The organism is Micromonospora sp. KC207 (assembly GCF_004348615.1).
Taxonomy (GTDB): domain Bacteria; phylum Actinomycetota; class Actinomycetes; order Mycobacteriales; family Micromonosporaceae; genus Micromonospora.
Genome location: NZ_SMKJ01000138.1, coordinates 1 through 17,344, shown reverse-complemented (window position 1 = coordinate 17,344; position 17,344 = coordinate 1). Strand labels below are relative to the sequence as shown.

At 73.7% G+C, this 17,344-nt stretch carries 16 protein-coding genes; 3 read left to right on the top strand and 13 right to left on the bottom strand.

Going from position 1 to position 17,344, the window contains the following annotated elements:
- Positions 1-119: 119 nt before the first annotated feature.
- From E1258_RS18350 to E1258_RS18330, 5 genes are all read right to left on the bottom strand, one after another.
- Entirely contained in the window at positions 120-1,808 is a 1,689-nt protein-coding gene (locus E1258_RS18350; RefSeq protein WP_007075312.1) for a ribonuclease J, read from the bottom strand.
- A gap of 55 nt (positions 1,809-1,863) precedes the next feature.
- The gene (gene dapA / locus E1258_RS18345; RefSeq protein ID WP_132402667.1) at positions 1,864-2,787 is read right to left on the bottom strand and encodes a 4-hydroxy-tetrahydrodipicolinate synthase; all 924 of its coding nucleotides are present in this window, start codon (positions 2,785-2,787) and stop codon (positions 1,864-1,866) included.
- Between the two features lie 46 nt (positions 2,788-2,833).
- Entirely contained in the window at positions 2,834-3,577 is a 744-nt protein-coding gene (gene thyX / locus E1258_RS18340; RefSeq protein WP_132402676.1) for an FAD-dependent thymidylate synthase, read from the bottom strand.
- Between the two features lie 297 nt (positions 3,578-3,874).
- The gene (locus tag E1258_RS18335) at positions 3,875-4,429 is read right to left on the bottom strand and encodes a DUF2752 domain-containing protein (RefSeq protein WP_132402664.1); all 555 of its coding nucleotides are present in this window, start codon (positions 4,427-4,429) and stop codon (positions 3,875-3,877) included.
- Entirely contained in the window at positions 4,426-5,655 is a 1,230-nt protein-coding gene (locus tag E1258_RS18330; RefSeq protein WP_132402661.1) for a winged helix-turn-helix domain-containing protein, read from the bottom strand. The genes E1258_RS18335 and E1258_RS18330 overlap by 4 nt, the downstream gene beginning before the upstream one ends.
- Before the next feature lie 78 nt (positions 5,656-5,733).
- On the opposite strand from E1258_RS18330, the gene E1258_RS18325 reads away from it, so the two are divergent.
- A complete protein-coding gene (locus tag E1258_RS18325) occupies positions 5,734-6,285 on the top strand; it encodes a GNAT family N-acetyltransferase (protein ID WP_132402658.1) in 552 nt (183 codons plus the stop codon).
- Here E1258_RS18325 and E1258_RS18320 read toward each other — a convergent pair.
- A complete protein-coding gene (locus tag E1258_RS18320; RefSeq protein WP_132402655.1) occupies positions 6,261-7,451 on the bottom strand; it encodes a glycosyltransferase 87 family protein in 1,191 nt (396 codons plus the stop codon). The genes E1258_RS18325 and E1258_RS18320 overlap by 25 nt on opposite strands.
- Before the next feature lie 35 nt (positions 7,452-7,486).
- On the opposite strand from E1258_RS18320, the gene E1258_RS18315 reads away from it, so the two are divergent.
- Together E1258_RS18315 and E1258_RS18310 are read left to right on the top strand one after the other, a co-directional pair.
- Positions 7,487-8,077 carry a GNAT family N-acetyltransferase gene (locus tag E1258_RS18315; RefSeq protein ID WP_132402652.1) on the top strand — a complete coding sequence of 197 codons (591 nt, stop codon included), beginning with the start codon at positions 7,487-7,489 and terminating at the stop codon, positions 8,075-8,077.
- An 88-nt stretch (positions 8,078-8,165) separates the two neighbouring features.
- Positions 8,166-9,206, top strand: coding sequence for a sigma-70 family RNA polymerase sigma factor (locus tag E1258_RS18310; RefSeq protein WP_243715536.1), 1,041 nt, complete (start codon positions 8,166-8,168; stop codon positions 9,204-9,206).
- Between the two features lie 29 nt (positions 9,207-9,235).
- On the opposite strand, the gene E1258_RS18305 is transcribed toward E1258_RS18310, so the two are convergent.
- The 7 genes from E1258_RS18305 to truB form a co-directional block, all read right to left on the bottom strand.
- Complete coding sequence (locus E1258_RS18305; protein ID WP_132402649.1) at positions 9,236-9,718, bottom strand: GNAT family N-acetyltransferase; 483 nt, start codon at positions 9,716-9,718, stop codon at positions 9,236-9,238.
- A gap of 99 nt (positions 9,719-9,817) precedes the next feature.
- On the bottom strand, positions 9,818-10,579 hold the full coding sequence (gene dapB, locus E1258_RS18300; RefSeq protein ID WP_132402646.1) for a 4-hydroxy-tetrahydrodipicolinate reductase: 762 nt from the start codon (positions 10,577-10,579) through the stop codon (positions 9,818-9,820).
- Positions 10,580-10,598: 19 nt separating this feature from the next.
- Complete coding sequence (locus tag E1258_RS18295) at positions 10,599-11,969, bottom strand: pitrilysin family protein (protein ID WP_132402670.1); 1,371 nt, start codon at positions 11,967-11,969, stop codon at positions 10,599-10,601.
- 127 nt (positions 11,970-12,096) lie between these two features.
- On the bottom strand, positions 12,097-14,478 hold the full coding sequence (locus tag E1258_RS18290; RefSeq protein ID WP_132402643.1) for a polyribonucleotide nucleotidyltransferase: 2,382 nt from the start codon (positions 14,476-14,478) through the stop codon (positions 12,097-12,099).
- 273 nt (positions 14,479-14,751) lie between these two features.
- Entirely contained in the window at positions 14,752-15,021 is a 270-nt protein-coding gene (gene rpsO / locus E1258_RS18285) for a 30S ribosomal protein S15 (protein WP_007075299.1), read from the bottom strand.
- 324 nt (positions 15,022-15,345) lie between these two features.
- Positions 15,346-16,281, bottom strand: coding sequence for a bifunctional riboflavin kinase/FAD synthetase (locus tag E1258_RS18280; protein WP_132402640.1), 936 nt, complete (start codon positions 16,279-16,281; stop codon positions 15,346-15,348).
- A gap of 83 nt (positions 16,282-16,364) precedes the next feature.
- Positions 16,365-17,249, bottom strand: coding sequence for a tRNA pseudouridine(55) synthase TruB (truB, locus tag E1258_RS18275; protein WP_132402637.1), 885 nt, complete (start codon positions 17,247-17,249; stop codon positions 16,365-16,367).
- Positions 17,250-17,344 lie beyond the last annotated feature (95 nt).

Genomic DNA, 17,344 nt, shown 5'->3' with positions numbered 1-17,344 from the left:
CACACCGGCCGCCGCACGGTGACCCGATCGCCCATGTCCGGGCCAAGTGCCATCTCGGCCGCCAGCACCTCCGCCAGGCCGGGTCGAGCTGCGTCGGTACGCGCGGCGGGGCGGGGCCGTCAGACCTCGACGACCGTCGGCACGATCATGGGCCGGCGGCGGTACTTGTCGTTGACCCACCGGCCGACGGTGCGCCGGACGATCTGCTGGAGCTGGTGCGGATCGGTGATGCCGTCCGCGGCGGCCCGGTTCAGCGCCTCGGTGACCAGCGGGATGACGGGGTTGAACGCCGTCGGGTCCTCCGAGAAGCCCTTCGCCGAGACGGTGGGGCCGCCCACGACCTTGCCGGTGACCGAGTCGACCACCACGGTGGTGGCGATGAACCCGCCGTCGCCGAGGATCCGCCGCTCGGTGAGCAGGGACTCGCTGACGTCGCCCACGGCGAGGCCGTCGACGTAGACGTACCGGCTCTTCACGTGGCCGACCAGGCTGGCGCGGCCCTCGACGAGGTCGACCACGTCGCCGTCCTCGCAGAGCACCACCCGGTCCGGGGCGACCCCGGACTCGATGCCGAGGCGGGCGTGGGCCCGCAGGTGCCGCCACTCGCCGTGCACAGGCATCAGGTTGCTCGGGCGGGTCACGTTGAGCAGGTAGAGCAGCTCACCGGCGGGGGCGTGGCCGGAGACGTGGACCTTCGCCACGTCCTTGTGCACGACCACCGCGCCGGCCCGGGCCAGCCGGTTGATCACCCGGTAGACCGACGTCTCGTTGCCGGGCACCAGCGAGGACGCCAGCACCACCGTGTCGCCGGGGGCGATGGTGATGTGCCGATGGTCGCCGCTGGCCATCCGGCCGAGCGCGCTCATCGGCTCGCCCTGCGAACCGGTGGACATCAGCACGATCCGCTCGGGCGGCAGCGCCGTGGCCTCCTCGATGCTGATCACCAGGCCGGCGGGGATGTTGAGCAGGCCGAGGTCCCGGGCGATGCCCATGTTGCGGACCATCGAGCGGCCGATCAGTGCCACCTTGCGGCCGTGCTCGGCGGCCGAGTCGAAAACCTGCTGCACCCGGTGCACGTGCGAGGCGAACGACGCGACGATGATCCGGCCGCGCGCCTTCGCGAAGATCGAGTCGAGGACCGGCCCGATCTCCCGCTCCGGGGTGACGAAGCCGGGGATCTCCGCGTTCGTGGAGTCCGACAGCAGCAGGTCGACACCCTCCGCGCCGAGCCGGGCGAAGCCGGCCAGGTCGGTGATCCGCCCGTCCAGCGGAAGCTGGTCCATCTTGAAGTCGCCCGTGTGCAGCACCAGGCCGGCGGGGGTGCGGATGGCCACCGCGAGGGCGTCGGGGATCGAGTGGTTGACCGCGAAGAACTCGCACTCGAACGGCCCGAGCCGCTCCCGGCCACCCTCCCGCACGGTCAGCGTGTACGGCTGGATGCGCCGCTCGGCCAGCTTCGCCTCGACCAGGGCCAGGGTGAACTGCGAGCCGACCAGCGGAATGTCCGGTTTGTGGGCGAGCAGGTACGGCACCGCGCCGATGTGGTCCTCGTGGCCGTGGGTGAGCACGATCGCCTGCACGTCGGCGAGCCGGTCCAGGATCGGCCCGAAGTCGGGCAGGATCAGATCCACGCCCGGCTGCTCGACGTCGGGGAAGAGCACCCCGCAGTCGACGATCAGCAGCTTGCCGTCGTACTCGAAGACGGTCATGTTCCGACCGATGGCGCCGAGCCCGCCGAGCGGGATGATCCGCAGGCCACCCTCCGGCAGCGGCGGGGGCAGCTCCCCCTCGTTGTGCGCCTCGGTCACGCGTCCACCTCATTCTGCGACGCCGTCACTCGGCGTCCGTCGTGTCGTTCGGTCATCAGGAGAGCTCCAGACCCGCCGCCGCGCAGTCCGCGCGCAGCTGGGCGATCTCGTCGGGGGTGGCGTCCACCAGCGGGGGCCGCACCGGGCCGGCCGGCAGACCCATGGCCGCCAGGCCCGCCTTGACCAGGATGGTGCCCTGGGTACGGAAGATACCGGTGAACAGGGGCAGCAGCCGCCGGTGCAGCGCGAGTGCGGCAGCGGTGTCGCCCGCGTCGTGCAACTCGATCATCCGCTGGGTGAGCGCGCCGGTGAAGTGGGTCGAGGTGCCGACCACCCCGACGCAGCCGACCGCCAGCGCGGGCAGGACCAGGGAGTCCTCCCCGCTGTAGAAGGCGAGATCGGTGCGGCTCGTCACCCACGAGGTGGCGGCGAGGTCGCCCTTGGCGTCCTTGACCGCGACGATGCGGTCGTGCTCGGCGAGCTTGACCAGGGTCTCGGTCTCGATCGGCACCCCGCAGCGGTGCGGAATGTCGTAGAGCATGATCGGCAGCCCGCTGGCGTCCGCGACGGCGGTGAAATGCCGGACCAGCCCGCTCTGCGGCGGCTTGTTGTAGTACGGGGTCACCACCAGCAGGCCGTGTGCGCCGGCCTTCTCGGCCGCCGTCGCCAGCTCGATGGTGTGCCGGGTGTCGTTGGTGCCGACCCCGGCGACCACCCTGGCCCGGTCGCCGATCGCCTCCACCACGGCCCGGATCAGGCGTTCCTTCTCCGCGTCGGTGGTGGTGGGCGACTCACCGGTGGTCCCGTTGAGCACGAGCGCGTCGTTGCCCTGCTCGTCGACGAGGTGGTTCGCGAGGCGTACGGCGCCGTCGAGATCCAGGGAACCGTCGGAGGTGAACGGGGTCACCATGGCCGTGAGCACTCGGCCGAACGGGCGGGGCGCCGCCCGGTCGGCGGCAACAGGGTGGTCGTGCGTCATGTTCACAACCTAGCGGACGACCACCGGCGGGCCGGTGGGGAAGGGTTCAGGACAGCTCCGCGAGCGGACTGGCCGCCACCTCCGTGCCGTCGGGCAGCGTGGAGATGACGAAGTCGGCGAACACGTTGGGGGCGACCCGCTGGAGCTGGCGCAGGCACTCCACGGCCAGCTCGCGGATCTCCACGTCGGCGTGCTCGGTGGCCCGCATCGCGACGAAGTGCCGCCAGGCCCGGTAGTTGCCGGTGACCACGATCCGGGTCTCGGTGGCGTTGGGCAGCACCGCGCGGGCCGCCTGCCGGGCCTGCTTGCGGCGCAGCGTCGGGTTGGGCTCGTCGGCGAAGCGCTGCTCCAGGCCCTCCAGCAGCTGCGTGTACGCCCGCACGCTGGCGTCGGCGGCCTCGACGAACCGCTTGTGCAGCTCCGGGTCCTCGGCGATCACCCGGGGCTCGACCATCGCGGCGTCGCGTTCCGGGACGTACCGCTGGGAGAGCTGGGAGTACGAGAGGTGCCGGTGCCGGATCAGCTCGTGGGTGAACGAGCGGGACACCCCGGTGAAGTAGAAGCTCACCGAGCCGTGCTCCAGCACCGACAGGTGCCCGACCTGGAGGATGTGCGCCAGGTAGCCGGCGTTGGTGGCGGTGGCCGGGTTCGGCTTGGACCAGCTCTGGTAGCAGGCCCGGCCGGCGAACTCGGCGAGCGCCTGGCCGCCCTCGGCATCGGTGGACCACGGCACGTCCTCCGGGGCCTGAAACTGGGTCCACGCGACAAGCTTGACCTGGGGCTGCACCATCTCCGGCATTCCAGGGACTGTAGTGCCCGCCGGCGGCCCGCCCAAGCCGGGCTCGCACCCTGGGCAGCAGGTGTGTGACATATCGCGGAGCGAACGCCGTGGCCGAGCGGTCGCGGCCTGGGAACACGGGCCCGGCGATCGCGGCCCCTACGGAGCTGCCCGCACGGACGGGGCACGGACTGACGCGATCCCTGGGCGCACAGCCGGGGCAGCTCCAAAGGGGCCGCCGAGACCTCCCATCGGCCGGCGGCCTGGCACCCCGGAGCGCGGGCGACGGCGGGCGGCCGGGCGGGCGGCTCAGACGTAGAGGGAGGTGAAGGGGGCCCAGGGCAGGTTGCGGGACACCGAGAAGACCAGCCAGAGGGCCAGGAAGCCGCCGATCAGCTTCGAGCTGACCCGGGGCTCCGGTAGCCGCCAGCCGAACGCCTGCCGGCCCGCCCAGGCGACGAAGAGATACGTCAGGAAGGGCAATGCGAAGACGAAGAGGAAGTGGTGCCGGGCGGCGGCTGGCAGGTCGCCGTGCAGCACGTACCACAGCGCGCGGGTGCCGCCGCACCCCGGACAGTCCAGCCCGGTGGTGAGCTTCAGCAGGCAGGTGGGGGCGGCGTCGGGCTCGGCCCGGGTCGGGTCGCTGACCAGCGCGTACGCCACGCCGACGCCGACGCAGCCGAGCGCGGCCAGCGGCGCCGCCCAACGCGGCGACCGGGCGTGGACCCGCATGACGAAGCGGGTCAGCCGGTCCGGCTCCGCCATCGGGTACGCCCCCGGGGGCCACTCCCCGGGCGCGGACGTCTGCGGGTCAGGATGCGGGTGCGGGGCGGCCGGACCGTCGACGCTCGTCACGCGGCTCACGGTACACCCGCCACGCTCCTCAGCGCGGCGGCCAGCGGGACCGCGAGGTCGCCGGCGGCGGGCGGGGCGACCGCGCTCAGCCCCAGCCAGCCGGCCAGCCGGTGCAGCTCGGCGGCCAGGGCCACCGCCGTCTCCCCCGGGTCGGCGCCCGGCTCGACCCAGGCGGCCGGCACCAGCAGCACGCCGGCCTTGCGGTCGGCCTTCAGGTCGACCCGGGCGGTGAACCGCTCCCCCTGGAGAAACGGCAGCACGTAGTAGCCGTGCACCCGCTGCGCGGCCGGGACGTAGATCTCGATGCGGTAGCTGAGGCCGAACAGCCGCTCGGTGCGGCCCCGCTCCCACACCAGCGGGTCGAACGGGCTGACCAGCGTGTTGCCTCGCACCCAGCGGGGCAGCCGGGCGGTGGCGTGCAGGTACGCCGGCTGCCGCCAGCCCCGCACGGTCACCGGGATCAGCTCGCCCGCCTCGACCAGCTCGGCGACCGCCTGCCGGGCCCCGGTAACCGGGAGCCGGAAGTAGTCGCGCAGCTCCGGCTCGGCGGCCACCCCGAGCGACCGGGCGGCGATGCCGACCAGCGCCCGGTACGCCTCGGCGTCGGTCGGGGTGGGCGCGGCCAGCACGACCGGCGGCAGCACCCGCTCGGGCAGGTCGTAGCGGCGGGCGAACGAGGGGGTGCGGTCGGCCGCGGTGACCTCGCCGGCCCAGAACAGGAACTCCAGCGCCCGCTTGACGGTCGACCAGTTCCAGCCCCAGTTGCCGGTCTCCCGGGGCGCGTCGTGCTCGATCTCGGCCGCGGTGAGCGGGCCCCGGGCGGCCACCTCGTCGCGCACCCACGCCACCAGCTCGGGTTGCTCCTGGGCGATGCGGCGCATCCCGCCCCAGGCCGCGTCGCGCGCCTTGGCCATCCGCCAGCGCAGCGCCGGGTGCAGCCCCACCGGGACCAGCGACGCCTCGTGGCCCCAGTATTCGAACAGCTCCCGGGGGCGGCGGTAGGCCGCGGTGTCGAGCAGGGCCGTCGGGTACGGCCCGAGCCGGCTGTAAAGCGGCAGGTAGTGGGCGCGTTGCAGGACGTTGACCGAATCCATCTGGATCAGCCCGACCCGGTCGAGCACCCGGCGCAGGTGCCGGCGGGCGGGCACGTCGGTGGGCGGCGGGTCGGCGAAGCCCTGGGCGGCCAGGGCCACCCGGCGGGCCTGGGCGAGCGAGAGCGATTCCGGTGTGGCCATCGTCGGCACCCTAATCCAGGCGTACGACATCGGTGCGGCTGGCTGGACGTGACGCCCACCGGGGCATACAACGGACGCATGCTGATCATCCGCCCCGAGGAGCCGGGCGACGCCGAGGCGGTGGCCCGGGTGCACGTGCACGGCTGGCAGGACGGCTACGCCGGGATCATGCCGGCCGAGGTGCTGACCCGGCTCAACGTGGCGGCCTGGGCGCAGCGCCGCCGGGACCTGGGCACGGCCGACCCGGAGCACCCGTTCACCACCCTGCTCGCCGAGCGGGACGGTGCGGTCGTCGGGTTCACCACGTTCGGCCCGTACCGGAACAACCAGGACCGGGCCGACCTCGACCACACCCTCGGCGAGGTGATCGCCACGTACGTCGAGAAGGCGTACTGGGGGGACGGCACGAGCGGGCGGCTGCTGGCGGCGGCGAAGCGGCGGCTGGCCGGGCGGGGCTGGACCGCGTACCGGCTGTGGGTGCTACGGGACAACCGGCGGGCCCGGCGCTTCTACGAGCGGGCCGGGCTGTCACCGGACGGCGAGCGGACCACCTACCCCGTGCCGCTGGCCGGCGGCACGCCCCCGCTAGGGCTGGTCGAGCTGCGCTACGCCGGACGCCTCGACGGCTGACCCGACCGACGGCGCACGGGCAGGAACAGCAGCAGGGCCAGGCAGATCCAGACGTAGGTGTTGCTGCCGAGGAAGCCGTCGACACCGGTGAAGTCCTTCTCCCAGGCCCAGACGATCCGGCTGATCAGCAGGCCGTACCCGATCGCGGCGGCGGCCAGCAGGACGCGGCGCCGGCGGCTGCGCGCGGGGGCCGCCGTGGCGTTGTCGACCAGCAGGATCAGCCCCGGCAGCAGCCAGACCAGGTGGTGCACCCAGGTCACCGGGCTGACCAGGCACATCAGCGCGCCGGTCAGGGCCAGGCCGGTGGCCTCGTCGCCGGCCGCAGCGGCGGAGCGGGACCGCCACGCCCAGACGGTGACGGTGGCGAGCACCAGCGCCAGCCAGGCCGGGGTGCTGGGGTGTTCGGGGCCCAGCCGGGCGACCACGCCCTGCAACGACTGGTTCGACACGAACGCCAGCTCGCCGACCCGACCGGTGTTCCACAGCGCGGCGGTCCAGAACTCGCGGGACGCGTCCGGGAACAGCGCGGCGGCGGTCAGGGTCGCCCCGGCCGCCGCGCCGGCGGCGGTCAGGGCGGCCCGCCAGCGCCCGGTGACCAGCAGGTAGACGAGGAAGATCCCCGGGGTCAGCTTGATCGCGGTGGCCAGGCCGATGCCCACCCCCGCCCAGCGGCTGCCCGCCGGCAGCAGCCGCAGCAGGTCCACCGCGACGAGGAACAGCAGCAGCATGTTGACCTGGCCGAAGTTGACCGTCTCGCGCATCGGCTCGAACGCGGCGGCCAGGCAGAGCGCCACGGCGAGGGTGAACCAGCGGGTCCAGCCGCAGCGGCGGGCGACCGGATCGACCAGCCACCAGATCAGCACGGCGCTGACCACCACGGACGCGGCCACGCTCACCACGATCGCGGCTGGCCACGGCAGGACGGCCATCGGCAGCATGGCCAGGGCGGCGAACGGCGGGTAGGTGAAGCCGTACTGGGTGCCGGGCTTGAGAAAGTCGTAGATCTCTCCGCCGTCGTGCACCCAGAAGTTCAGCGCGCCGTAGTAGACCTTGAGGTCGAAGAAGCCGTGCCGCACGGCCGCCACCGACAGGAACGCGGTCACCGCGACGGCGAGCCCGGCCACGGCGGCGACCTGCCAGATCGTCCGTTTGGCACCCTGCGCCACCGTCGCTCCTCCCACCCTGCGTAGGCTTCCGTCCCATGGCTCTCGGGTACGTCCGCCCGGCGCGTCCGGAAGACGCCGGCGAGATCGCACGCATCCAGCTCGCGACCTGGCGGGTCGCGTATCGCCGGATTCTGCCCCGGCACGTGCTCGACAACCTGGACGAGGAGTATCTCGCCCGGCGGTGGAGCGCGGCGGTGCAGGAGCCGCCTTCGGGCGCGCACCGGGTGCTCGTCGCCGTCGAACAGGCCGAACAACTGTATCTGGTGGGATTTGCCGCGTCCGGTCCGGCCGACGCCGAGTCCCTCGCGCCGAACGAGCCGGCCGAGGCGCTGGGGACGGACGTGGTGGCGGTGACGGACCTGCTGGTCGAGCCGCGCTGGGGCCGGCGCGGGCACGGCAGCCGGCTGCTGGCCGCGAGCGTCGACCTGTGGCGGTCCGACGGCTTCGGCCGCGCGGTGGCGTGGGCCTTCGACGCCGACGCGGCGACCCGGAAGTTCCTCACCGGCGCGGGCTGGGAGCCCGACGGCGCGGCCCGGGCCCTCGACGTGGACGACATGCTGGTCAACCAGGTCCGGCTGCACGTGGCGGTGCCGGCAGACGACCCCGCGGGCGACGCCGGCGGCTGACCGCGCGGGCCGCCGGCTGCCGGGGTGCTGCCGGCCGATGGCTGGCTGGGTTGCCGGGAATGTCGGTGGTGTCGCCTACGGTGGCGGGATGAGCGTGTCGACGAGTCGTGACCGCGCGGCACCGGCCCCCGTCCGCCCGCAGGAGCGCCCGCTGCCGGAGCACCGGCTGGAGGAGCACCGGCTGGAGGAGCACCGGCTGGAGGAGCACCGGGTGGAGCTCACCGGCTACTGCTACCGCATGCTGGGCTCGGCCTTCGACGCCGAGGACGCCGTCCAGGAGACGCTGCTGCGCGCCTGGCGCGGGCTCGACGGCTTCGACGGCCGGTCCAGCGTGCGCACCTGGGTCTACCGGATCGCCACCAACGTGTGCCTGGACCTGCTGCGGGGACGGTCCCGCCGGGCGGTCCCGACCGACCTCGGCGAGCCGTCGGCCCCGGTGCTGGCGGCGCTGGGCGAGCCCCGACCCGGGGAGTGGGTCGGGCCGGCCCACGACGCCCGGGTGCTGCCCGCCGGCGGTGACCCGGCGGAGGTGGCGGTGACCCGGGACTCGGTGCGGCTGGCGTTCGTCGCGGCGTTGCAGCACCTGCCGCCCCGGCAGCGGGCGGTGCTCGTCCTGCGGGACGTGCTGCGCTGGCGGGCCGACGAAATCGCCGGGCTGCTCGACACCAGCGTGGCGGCGGTCAACAGCGCGTTGCAGCGGGCCCGCGCGACGCTGGCCGCCCGGGGCGTCGACGCCGACCCGCCGGCCGCCGCCCTCGACGCCGAGCACCGCGAGCTGCTCGACCGCTACGTGCGGGCCTTCGAACGGTACGACATCGACGCGCTGGTCGCGCTGCTGCGGGCCGACGCCGTGCAGAGCATGCCGCCGTACCGGATGTGGCTGCGCGGCGCGGGCGACATCGGCCGCTGGATGACCGGGCCGGGTGCCGGCTGCCAGGGCTCGCGGCTGGTCCCGGTGGCGGCCAACGGCGGCCCGGGGTTCGCGCAGTACCGCCGGGATCCGGCGGGCGGGCACCGGCCGTTCTCGATCCAGCTCGTGGGCTGCTCCGGCGGCCGGATCGCCCGGCTGCACTTCTTCCTCGACCCGGGTCTGTTCCCGCTGTTCGGTCTGCCGGCCCGGCTGCCCTGAGCGGGGCCGGTGACTCCGGGAGGGGTGCGTCAGCAGGCCGGCGGGGTGACCAGTTCGGCGACCAGTTCGTCGTCCTCCAGCTCGCCGGTCGGGGCGAAGCCCAGGCGGGGATAGAGGCTGGCTGCGGCCGGGTTGTCCGGGTGGTACGACAGGCGCACAACGGTGCAGCCGGGCTGGGCGCGCAGCCACGTCGCCAGGGTAATCACCGTGGCCGCCCCGACCCCCCGGCCCTGCTCGGCGGCGTCGACGACCATGCCGCCGATCCAGCGGGAACCGTCGTCGTCGACGCCCCACATGACGTGTCCCACGACCGTGTCGTCGGCGCACACGGCCAGGGAGGTCCACACGTCGCCCCGCTCGCTGACCAGCAGGTAGCGGGCGGCCATCGGGTACACCCAGGCCCGCTGGTCGTCGCGGGGCGCCACGTCGGCGACGGCCCGCCAGTTGTCGTCGTCGACGGGGCGCAGGGTGACGTGCCGGCCGGTCCGGTCGCAAAGCCTCGAGTCGATCACCGGGGCAGCCTAGGTGCGCCGTGGCCGGCCGGCCACCGCTTTCCCGGGCCGGGGGGTGGCGCGCCGCGCGGCGCGCCGGCGCGGTGGCCGCGCCGCCCGTCAGTCGAGCAGCGGGTCCAGGCCGATGGTCAGGCCCGGACGGGTCCGCACCGCGCGCACGGCCAGCAGCACGCCCGGCATGAACGACGCCCGGTCGTACGAGTCGTGCCGGATGGTCAGCGTCTCGCCGGCCGTGCCGAACAGCACCTCCTGGTGGGCGACCAGGCCGGTGGCGCGAACGGCGTGCACGCGTACCCCGTCGATGTCGGCCCCCCGCGCGCCCGGCACCTCGTCCTTCGTGGCGTCCGGGGCCGGGCCGAGACCGGCCTCCGCGCGGGCCTGGGCGATCCGGCGGGCGGTGTGGGTGGCGGTGCCGCTGGGGGCGTCCAGCTTGCGCGGGTGGTGCTGCTCGATGATCTCGACGGACTCGAAGTGGCGGGCCGCCCGCGCCGCGAACTGCATCATCAGCACCGCGCCGATGCCGAAGTTCGGGGCGATCACCACGCCGACCTCCGGCCGGGCGGCCAGCCAGCCGCGCACCTGGTCGAGCCGCTGCCCGGTGAAGCCGGTGGTGCCCACCACGGCGTGGATGCCCTGGTCGACGCACCACCGCAGGTTGTCCATCACGGCGTCGGGGGTGGTGAAGTCGACGACGACGTCCGCGTCGGGACAGCGGGCGTCGCCCTGGTCGATCGCCGCCACCAGCTCCAGGTCGGGGGCGGCGTCGACCGCCCGGCACACCTCGACGCCCATCCGACCCCGGGCGCCCAGCACACCGACCCGGATCAGCCCCTGCGGGCCCGTCCCCTGCTCGTCAGTCACGGCCACAACCTATCCCAGCTCAGGCGGTGAAGTCGCGCTCGCCGAACGGGCCGACGACGGCCAGGGACATCGGCTGGGCCAGCAACTCGGCGGCGAGGGTGTTCACGTCGGCGACGGTCACCGCGTCGACGCGGGCCAGCAGCTCGTCCACCGGCATCAGATCGCCGTAGAGCAGCTCGCCCTTGGCCAGCCGGCTCATCCGGGAGCCGGTGTCCTCCAGGCCCAGCACGAACGAGCCCTTGCTCATCCCCTTGCCCCGGGCCACCTCGGCCTCGGTCAGCCCGTCGGCGGCCACCCGGCGCAGCTCCGCGCGGGTCAGCTCCAGCACCTCGTCGACCTTGCCCGGGGCGCAGCCGGCGTACACGGCGAACATGCCGCTGTCGGCGTACTGGCTGGCGTAGGAGTAGACCGAGTACGCCAGGCCGCGCCGCTCCCGGATCTCCTGGAACAGACGGCTGGACATGCCGCCGCCGAGGACGTTGTTGAGCACCCCGAGGGCGAAGCGCCGCTCGTCGACCCGGTCGATGCCGGGGCAGCCGAGGACGACGTGCGCCTGCTCCGTCTCCTTCGGCTCGACCAGGGTGGTCGCGGGCCGCACGCGTACCCTCGGGGTGGCCGCCCGGTGCGGGGCCGGCGCCGCCGGGTCGGTGTCCAGCGGGGTGCCCGCGAGGGCCTGGCGGACCAGCCTCACCACGACGGCATGGTCGAGGTTGCCGGCGGCGGCGACCACGATCTGCGGCGCGGTGTAGTGGCGGCGGTAGAAGCTCTGGATCTGCCGCCGGGCCATCGGGGTGACCGTCTCCTCCGTGCCGGAGATCAGCCGGCCGAGGGGGTGGTCGCCGTAGACGGCGCGGGCGAACAGGTCGTGCACCTCGTCGCCGGGCTCGTCGTCGTGCATGGCGATCTCTTCGAGGATGACGCCGCGCTCGGTCTCCACGTCGGCCGGCTCCAGCAGCGAGTCGGCGACCGCGTCGCACATGACGTCGATGGCCAGCGGCAGGTCCTCGTCCAGCACGCGGGCGTAGTAGCAGGTGTATTCCTTCGTGGTGAAGGCGTTCGTCTCGCCGCCCACCGCCTCGATCTCGGCGGAGATATCCAGGGCGGTGCGCTTGTGGGTGCCCTTGAAGAGCAGGTGCTCCAGGAAGTGCGCGGCCCCGGCCTGTGGGCCGGTCTCGTCGCGGGACCCGACGGAGACCCAGATGCCGAACGACACGCTGCGCATCGCGGGGATCGCCTCGGTGAGCACACGCAGCCCGCTGGGCAGCACGGTACGGCGTACCGTCCCGCCCAACGGGTCGTCACTCAGCGTGCGGGTGACCGCCCGGGCCGACCCACCGGCCCGAGCGGGCTGCGCCTCGGCGGCCTGCCGGACGGCCCCGGACGGCGCCACCCCCCGTCGACCCGCGGGGAAGGACGCGCGCTGGGCCCGACTCACGAAGACCTGCTCTCAGTTCGACGAGGGGTGGGTGGTGCGGTGGCGCCGGCCGCCCAGGTGCGGGCGGCCGGCGATGGGAACGTCAGCTGTGCCGGGTCCGGCGGCGCGGACGCTCGCCGCCGTCGCCACCCTCGCCGCCGCCCTGACCGCGCTCGCCGCCGCCCGGGCCACGACCGCCCCGGTCGCCGCGCTCGCGGTCCCCACGGTCACGCGGACCCCGGTCGCCGCCCCGGCCGGCCGGACGGTCGTCACCGGCGACCTCGCCGGTGGCGGCCGGCGCCTCGGCGCCCTCCGGGCGGACCTTGTCCAGGTAGATCTTGCCGCGGGCATCGATGTCCGCGATCTCCACCTCGACCTTGTCGCCGACGTTGAGGAAGTCCTCGACCTTCTCGACCCGCTTGCCGTCGCCCACCTTCGAGATGTGCAGCAGGCCGTCACGGCCCGGAAGCAGCGAGATGAACGCGCCGAACGCGGCGGTCTTGACCACCGTGCCGAGGAACCGCTCGCCCGCCTTGGGCAGGGTGGGGTTGGCGATGCCGTTGATCCGGTCCACCGCTGCCTGGGCCGACGGGCCGTTGGTCGCGCCGACGTAGATGGTGCCGTCGTCCTCGATGGAGATCTCGGCACCCGTCTCGTCCTGGATCGCGTTGATGGTCTGGCCCTTCGGGCCGATCACCATGCCGATCTTGTCGACCGGGATCTTCACGGTGGTGACCCGCGGCGCGTAGTCCGACATCGCGGCCGGGCCCTCGATCGCCGACTGCATCACGTCGAGAATGGTCTGCCGGGCCTCGTGCGCCTGCTGGAGCGCGGCGGCCAGCACGTCCGACGGGATGCCGTCGAGCTTGGTGTCGAGCTGGAGCGCGGTGACGAAGTCCCGGGTGCCGGCGACCTTGAAGTCCATGTCGCCGAACGCGTCCTCGGCGCCGAGGATGTCGGTCAGCGTCACGTACTGGGTCTTGCCGTCGACCTCGTCGGAGATGAGGCCCATGGCGATGCCGGCGACCGGCGCCTTCAGCGGCACACCCGCCGAGAGCAGGCCCAGGGTCGAGGCGCAGACCGAGCCCATCGAGGTGGAGCCGTTGGAGCCGAGCGCCTCCGAGACCTGCCGGATGGCGTACGGGAACTCCTCGCGCGCCGGCAGCACCGGGATCAGCGCCCGCTCGGCCAGCGCGCCGTGGCCGATCTCGCGCCGCTTCGGCGAGCCGACCCGGCCGGTCTCACCGGTCGAGTACGGCGGGAAGTTGTAGTTGTGCATGTAGCGCTTGGACTTCTCCGGGGAGAGGGTGTCCAGCGACTGCTCCATGCGCAGCATGTTGAGCGTGGTGACGCCCAGGATCTGGGTCTCGCCGCGCTCGAACAGCGCCGAGCCGTGCACCCGGGGCAGCACGCCGACCTCGGCGCTCAGCGGGCGGATGTCCCGGGGCCCCCGGCCGTCGATGCGGACCTGCTCGCGCAGCACCCGGTTACGGACCTCGGACTTCGTCAACGACCGGAAGGCGGCGGACAGCTCCTTCTCCCGGCCCTCGAAGCGACCACCCAGTTCCTCGGCGACCCGGGCCTTGATCCGGTCCAGGGCCCCCTCGCGGTCGGCCTTGCCGACGATCTTCAGGGCCTCGGCGACCTCGGCGCGGACCAGGCCGGCCACCGCGTCGTACGCGTCGGGCTGGTAGTCGAGGAAGACCGGGAACTCGGCGACCGGCTTGGCGGCCACCTCGGCCAGCTCGCTCTGCGCCCGGCACAGCTCGCGGATGGCCGGCTTGGCGGCCTCCAGGCCGCTGGCGACGACCTCCTCCGTCGGGGCCGGGGCGCCATCGGCGACCAGCTTGACGGTGTGCTCGGTGGCCTCGGCCTCGACCATCATGATCGCGACGTCGCCGTCGGCGAGGGCGCGGCCGGCCACGACCATGTCGAAGGTGGCCCGGGCCAGCTCCTCGTGGGTCGGGAAGGCCACCCACTGGCCGTCGACGTGCGCCATCCGGGTCGCCCCGATCGGGCCGGAGAACGGCAGGCCGGAGAGCTTGGTCGACATCGACGCGGCGTTGATCGCGACCACGTCGTACGGGTGCTGCGGGTCGAGCGCGAGGATCGTCTCGACGACCTGGACCTCGTTGCGCAGGCCCTTGACGAACGACGGGCGCAGGGGCCGGTCGATCAGGCGGCAGGTGAGGATCGCATCCTCGCTGGGGCGGCCCTCGCGGCGGAAGAACGAGCCGGGGATCCGGCCCGCGGCGTACATCCGCTCCTCGACGTCGACGGTGAGCGGGAAGAAGTCGAACTGCTCCTTCGGCTGCTTGCCGGCGGTGGTGGCGGACAGGACGACCGTCTCGCCGAGCTGGGCGACGACGGAGCCGGCGGCCTGGCGGGCCAGCCGGCCGGTGGAGAAGGTGATCTCGCGGGTGCCGAAGGACCCGTTGTCGATCACGGCGGTACGGGACTCGGTGCCGAGGTTGTGCTCGGTCATGGTGCGGCGGTGCTCCTTCGCATCGGGGGGCCCGCGACGCGGGGAGCTGCTCAGACGGCCGGTCTTCGATCGAAGCGCCCGGGGTGCCGGCGACTGCCGGGGCTCCCGGGGGCCACTACCGGAGACCGGTACGCTGACCGGCTCCCTGTCGGGTGGTCGCGCGGCCCCTGTTTTTTCAGGTGGTGCTGGACGCCGATGCCAAACGCCGAACGGGCGTTCAGGTGGTGGACGCCGAACGGGGGAGCGACCCGGATGGGCCGCTCCCCCGTGACGTCACCGGCGCAGGCCGAGCCGCTCGATGAGCGACCGGTAGCGGCTGATGTCCTTCTTCTGGACGTAGTTGAGCAGCCGACGGCGACGGCCGACCAGCAGCAGCAGCCCACGACGGCTGTGGTGGTCGTGCTTGTGCACCTTCAGGTGCTCGGTGAGCTCGGCGATCCGCTTGGTGAGGACCGCGACCTGCACCTCCGGTGAACCGGTGTCACCCTCGGCGGTCGCGTACTCCGCGCGGATCTTGGCCTTGGCTTCCTGGTCGAGCGCCATGTTCTCCCTGTTTCGTGGGTTGTTCGATGATGCCCGTCGGATCGGTCAGGGGACCGGAGACGGACCGGCTCCTCGCGCCCGCGGCGTCGTGCAGGCACGCGAGGCCCCACGTCGGTAAGCCGACGTCTCCGCCAGCCTACCAGCCCTCGGCGGAACCGCCCGCCAAGGCCGGAGCCGAGGCCCGATGTCGGCGCAGGCCGGGCCCCTTTTCCCCGGGGCCGGGGCCCTCCTGCCCGGGGCCGGGGCGCAATGTGGGCGACATGGGCGGGTCCGAGGCCGCCCGGCCGAAGCATCGGATCGGGGCCGCCCAGCCGCGGCGTCGGGTCAGGCGATTCCCAGAATCCGGCGAGCGAGCCCCACGTCCTGGTTCATCTGGGCGATCAGCGGCTCCACCCCGTCGAACCGCACCTGGCCGCGCAGGTGGGCGACGAAGTCCAGGGCCACCCGCTCGCCGTACAGGTCGCCGGAGAAGTCCAGCACGTGCGCCTCGACCCGCCGTTCCCGGCCGGAGAACGTCGGATTGGTCCCCACCGAGATCGCGGCGGGCAGCCGCTCGCGGCCCTCCTTGCGCAGCAGCCAGCCGGCGTAGACACCGTCGGCGGGCACCGCCGCGTGCGGGTGGCAGAGCAGATTCGCCGTGGGGAAGCCCAACTCCCGGCCGCGCTGGTCGCCCAGGACCACGACCCCCTCCAGGCGGTGCGGGCGACCGAGCGCGGCGGCGGCCGCGGCGACGTCGCCGGAGTCGACGCGGGCCCGGACGTACGTGGACGAGAAGACGGTGCTGTCCTCCGCGACCAGCGGCGCGTCCTCGACGGCGAAGCCGAACGTTCGGCCCAGCCTCTCCAGCAGCGCCACGTCGCCGGCCGCCCGGTGGCCGAACCGGAAGTTCTCCCCCACCACCACGAGGGTGGCGTGCAGGTGCTCGACCAGGATGTCGTGCACGAACGCCTCGGCGGGCAGCCGGGAAAACTCCGGGGTGAACGGCACCACGCAGAGCACGTCCACGCCCAGCGCCTCGACCAGCTCGGCCTTGCGGCCCAGCTCGGTGAGCACCGCCGGGTGCGACCCGGGGCGGACCACCTCGGCCGGGTGCGGGTCGAAGGTCACCACCACCGACCGCACCCCCAGCTCACGGGCCCGGGCCACGGTGTGCCCGATCGTCGCCTGGTGGCCCCTGTGCACGCCGTCGAAGACGCCGATGGTGACGACCGAACGGCCCCAACCATCAGGCGTGGCGTCGTACCCCCGCCACCGCTGCATGACGCTCCTCCCCTGTCGTTGCCTGCCGGCCTCGGCCGGTCGTACCCCGCCGGTCGCGGCCGACGTGCCTCCCCACCCCGCCGCTACGCCGGGGCGAGCACGATCTCCGCGCGGGCCCGGCCGTCCCGCTCGCTGACGATAGCGATCAGAGCGCCGTCGGGTCCGAAGACGGCGTACGGCCCGGCGATGCCGGCCGGATCGAGCGGGCCGCCGTGGGAGAGCACCTTCGCCTCGTCGGCGGTGGCCTCGCGGCGCGGGAAGAATCGGTCGGCCGCCGCGTCGAGGGGCAGGTTCACCACCTCGGGCGCGCGCCGCTCCAGCTCGTCGAGGGTCGCGGCCTCGCCGAGGGCGAAACCACCGACGGCCGTACGGCGCAGCGCGGTGAGGTGACCGCCGACGGAGAGCGCCAGGCCCGCGTCCCGGGCCAGTGCCCGGATGTACGTGCCGGACGAGCAGGTCACGTCGATGTCCACGTCCACCGAGCCGGGGGTGTCCCGACGGACGGCCAGCACGTCTAGGCGGCTGATGGTGACCCGGCGGGCGGGCAGGTCGACGCTCTCCCCCTCGCGCACCCGCTTGTACGCCCGCTCCCCGTTGATCTTGATCGCGCTGACCGCGCTCGGGACCTGGTCGATCTCGCCGGCCAAGGCGGCGAAGGCCGACCGGATCGCCTCGTCGGCGACCGCGTCGGCCGGCGTGGCGGCGATCACGTCCCCCTCGGCGTCGTCGGTGACGGTGGCCTGCCCGAACCGTACGGTGGCGGTGTAGCTCTTGCCGGCGCCGATGACGTACGTCAGCAACCGGGTGGCCCGGCCCACCCCGATCACCAGCACCCCCGTGGCCATCGGGTCGAGCGTGCCGCCGTGCCCGACCCGGCGGGTCCTGGCCAGGCGACGGATCCGCGCCACCACGTCGTGCGACGTCATGCCGCCGGGCTTGTCGACCACGATCAGACCGTCTGCGCTCACGACCGCCAAGCCTGCCAGACGGGGTCACGCCGTCCGTCACCGCACGGCACAATGCGTGTACCGCTACTCGCTCGTCCCTCAGGAGCCCCGTGAGC

Excerpts from the sequence above, each read along its gene's own strand:
- dapA (WP_132402667.1), bottom strand. The coding sequence starts at position 2,787 with ATGACGCACGACCACCCTGTTGCCGCCGACCGGGCGGCGCCCCGCCCG.
- thyX (WP_132402676.1), bottom strand. The coding sequence starts at position 3,577 with ATGGTGCAGCCCCAGGTCAAGCTTGTCGCGTGGACCCAGTTTCAGGCC.
- E1258_RS18330 (WP_132402661.1), bottom strand. The coding sequence starts at position 5,655 with ATGGCCACACCGGAATCGCTCTCGCTCGCCCAGGCCCGCCGGGTGGCC.
- E1258_RS18325 (WP_132402658.1), top strand. The coding sequence starts at position 5,734 with ATGCTGATCATCCGCCCCGAGGAGCCGGGCGACGCCGAGGCGGTGGCC.
- E1258_RS18315 (WP_132402652.1), top strand. The coding sequence starts at position 7,487 with ATGGCTCTCGGGTACGTCCGCCCGGCGCGTCCGGAAGACGCCGGCGAG.
- E1258_RS18310 (WP_243715536.1), top strand. The coding sequence starts at position 8,166 with ATGAGCGTGTCGACGAGTCGTGACCGCGCGGCACCGGCCCCCGTCCGC.
- E1258_RS18290 (WP_132402643.1), bottom strand. The coding sequence starts at position 14,478 with ATGACCGAGCACAACCTCGGCACCGAGTCCCGTACCGCCGTGATCGAC.
- rpsO (WP_007075299.1), bottom strand. The coding sequence starts at position 15,021 with ATGGCGCTCGACCAGGAAGCCAAGGCCAAGATCCGCGCGGAGTACGCG.
- E1258_RS18280 (WP_132402640.1), bottom strand. The coding sequence starts at position 16,281 with ATGCAGCGGTGGCGGGGGTACGACGCCACGCCTGATGGTTGGGGCCGT.